Annotated in this window: 1 protein-coding gene and 1 pseudogene; both read right to left on the reverse strand. The window is 68.7% G+C overall.

Features of this window, described 5'->3' with window-relative positions; translation table 11 throughout:
- Positions 1-416, reverse strand: a pseudogene (locus FV223_RS30755) (hypothetical protein); the annotation flags it as partial.
- Positions 417-738: 322 nt separating this feature from the next.
- On the reverse strand, positions 739-3,123 hold a 2,385-nt coding region (uvrB, locus tag FV223_RS23830), incomplete at its 5' end, for an excinuclease ABC subunit UvrB (protein WP_147729299.1).

A 3,123-nucleotide genomic window follows, 5' to 3' on the forward strand; every position in this document is an offset into this window, starting at 1 on the left:
GTGCCGCCGCCGACCGTGGCGCCGACATTGGCGACGGTGCCGCCGCCGACCGTGGCGCCGACATTGGCGACGGTGCCGCCGCCGACGGTGGCCCCGACATCCGCGACCGATCCGCCACCGACGGTTGCACCGACATTCGCGACCGATCCGCCGCCGACCGTCGCGCCGACGGTCGCGAGGTTGCCGCCGCCGAGGGTCGCATCGACCGTCGCCAGGCTTCCGGCGGTGCTGTTCACGGCCGTGGTCACCGTATCGAGCGCCCCGCGCAGGACCTGGGCCTCGGCTAGGCCCGAAGTGCCGAGGAGCAGAACGCCACCGAGCAGCGGGATCGCGATCGTGCTGCGCGAGCGGGCCGCTTCGCGACGTGGCGCAGGGGTGGACGTGCGCGCGGAGGCGCGGTTCTGGCGACGAGACATGGGGGCACTCCGACAGGGAACCACGCCGGGAGGCTGCATCGTGTCGAGAACACAACGCACGAGATCCATTGCATGGCTCATACAATCTGAGCGGGAATGCTTAACGAGGGTTTGAAGTTACAACCGAGAGTTGCTTTTCTTCGCGTGGGTTCAGCGCGCGCCCGACCGTCCGCATTCGGCGCGGCGATCGCTTGCGCGCAGGAGCTTCGGGACGAGATGGGATGACGGGGAGCGAGCCGCGGCGGCCGAGCAGGCGCCGCCGCCCTGCGCGGGACGTGATCCCGCTCGCGAGAACCGACCCGTCCGACGCAGGAGGCCGATCTCAGCGCCGGCCGCCGCCGCCCTTGTATTTCGGCTTCTGGCCGCCGAGCCCTTGCGTCGAGCGCGGCTTCGGCCGCTCGACCCAGGCGACGGCGCTCGCCGGCAACTCGCGGTCGGTGCCCGGCCCCATGTTGTCGAGGGTCGGCTTCGAGATCCGCGTGCCCGAGCCGCGCGGGGCCTTGCGGCCGTACTTGCCGGCATCGCGCTCGACGTCGGCCTGGCGCGCCATCGGGTCGTCGGAGATCATCAGCTCGGTCGCCTGGAGCCGCTTCAGCTCGTCGCGCAGGCGCGCGGCCTCCTCGAAGTCGAGATCGGCGGCGGCGGTGCGCATCCGCTTCTCGAGATCGGACATCACCGCCTTGAGGTTGTGGCCGACGGTGATCTCCGCCATTCCGGTATCGACCTGGACGTGATCGCGCTCGAACACGCTGCTGAGGATGTCGCTGATCCCGCGCTTCACGCTCTGCGGGGTGATGCCGTGCTCGAGATTGTAGGCGAGCTGCTTCTGGCGCCGGCGCTCGGTCTCCGCCATCGCCCGCTCCATCGAGCCGGTGATTTGGTCGGCGTAGAGGATGCAGCGCGCATCGGCGTTGCGGGCGGCGCGGCCGATGGTCTGGACCAGCGAGGTCTCGGAGCGCAGGAAGCCCTCCTTGTCGGCGTCGAGGATCGCGACCAGCGCGCATTCCGGGATGTCGAGGCCCTCGCGCAGCAGGTTGATGCCGATCAGCACGTCGAAGGCGCCGAGCCGCAGGTCGCGGATGATCTCGATGCGCTCCAAGGTGTCGATGTCGGAGTGCATGTAGCGCACGCGCACCGAGTTCTCGTGCAGGTACTCGGTCAGGTCCTCGGCCATGCGCTTGGTCAGGGTGGTGACCAGGGTGCGGTAGCCGGCCTGCGCCACCTCGCGGACCTCGCCGAGCAGGTCGTCGACCTGGGAGCGGGCCGGGCGGATCTCGATCACCGGGTCGACGAGGCCGGTCGGGCGGATCACCTGCTCGGCGAAGACGCCGCCGGTCTGCTCCATCTCCCACTTGCCGGGGGTGGCCGAGACGTTGACCGTCTGCGGCCGCATCGCGTCCCATTCCTCGAAGCGCAGCGGGCGGTTGTCGAGGCAGGAGGGCAGGCGGAAGCCGTACTCCGCGAGCGTCGCCTTCCGCCGGAAGTCGCCCCGGTACATGCCGCCGATCTGCGGAACCGTGACGTGGCTTTCGTCGGTGAAGACCAGCGCGTTGTCGGGCAGGTACTCGAACAGCGTCGGCGGCGGCTCGCCCGGCTTGCGGCCGGTGAGGTAGCGCGAATAGTTCTCGATGCCGTTGCAGGCGCCCGTCGCCTCGATCATCTCGATGTCGAAGGTGCAGCGCTGCTCGATCCGCTGGGCCTCGATCAGCCGGCCCATCCGGGTCAGCTCCTCGACGCGGCCGTTGAGCTCGTGCTTGATCCCCTTGATCGCCTGCTGCAGCGTCGGCCGCGGCGTGACGTAGTGCGAGTTGGCGTAGACCTTCACGAACTTCAGCTCGTTGATCTTCTTGCCGGTCAGCGGATCGAACTCGACGATGCTCTCGATCTCGTCGCCGAACAGGCCGATGCGCCAGCCGCGGTCCTCCAAGTGGGCCGGCCACAGCTCGATCACATCGCCGCGCACCCGGAAGGTGCCGCGGGCGAAGTCCGCCTGGATGCGCTTGTACTGCAGCGCCACCAGGTCGGCGATGAGCTGGCGCTGCTCGATCTTCTCGCCGAGCGTCACCGTGAACGACATCGCGGTGTAGGTCTCGACCGAGCCGATGCCGTAGATGCACGAGACCGAGGCGATAATGATGACGTCGTCGCGCTCCAGCAGGGCGCGGGTCGCCGAGTGCCGCATCCGGTCAATCTGCTCGTTGATCGAGGATTCCTTCTCGATGAAGGTGTCCGAGCGCGGCACGTAGGCCTCGGGCTGGTAGTAGTCGTAATACGAGACGAAATATTCGACCGCGTTGTCGGGAAAGAAGCTCTTGAACTCGCCGTAGAGCTGCGCCGCCAGGGTCTTGTTCGGCGCCAGGATCAGGGCCGGGCGCTGCGTCTCCTCGATGATCTTGGCCATCGTGAAGGTCTTGCCCGAGCCGGTGACGCCGAGCAGCACCTGGTCGCGCTCGGCCGCGTTCACGCCCTTGACCAGCTCGGCGATGGCGGTGGGCTGGTCGCCGGCCGGCGTGAACTCGGATTCGAGGCGGAACGGCTTGCCGCCCTCGGACTTCGCCGGGCGGTCCGGCCGGTGCGGCACCCAGGTCTGCCCGTCGCGGAACAGCGGGTTTCCCTCCTCGAGCAGGCGCTGCAGGGCGTCGACCGTGGCGGAGACGCCGTCGGCCACAACCTCAAGGCGGTGATGTCCGATCTCGAGAAGCGGATG

This window comes from Methylobacterium sp. WL116, from assembly GCF_008039455.1.
Classification (GTDB): Bacteria; Pseudomonadota; Alphaproteobacteria; order Rhizobiales; family Beijerinckiaceae; genus Methylobacterium.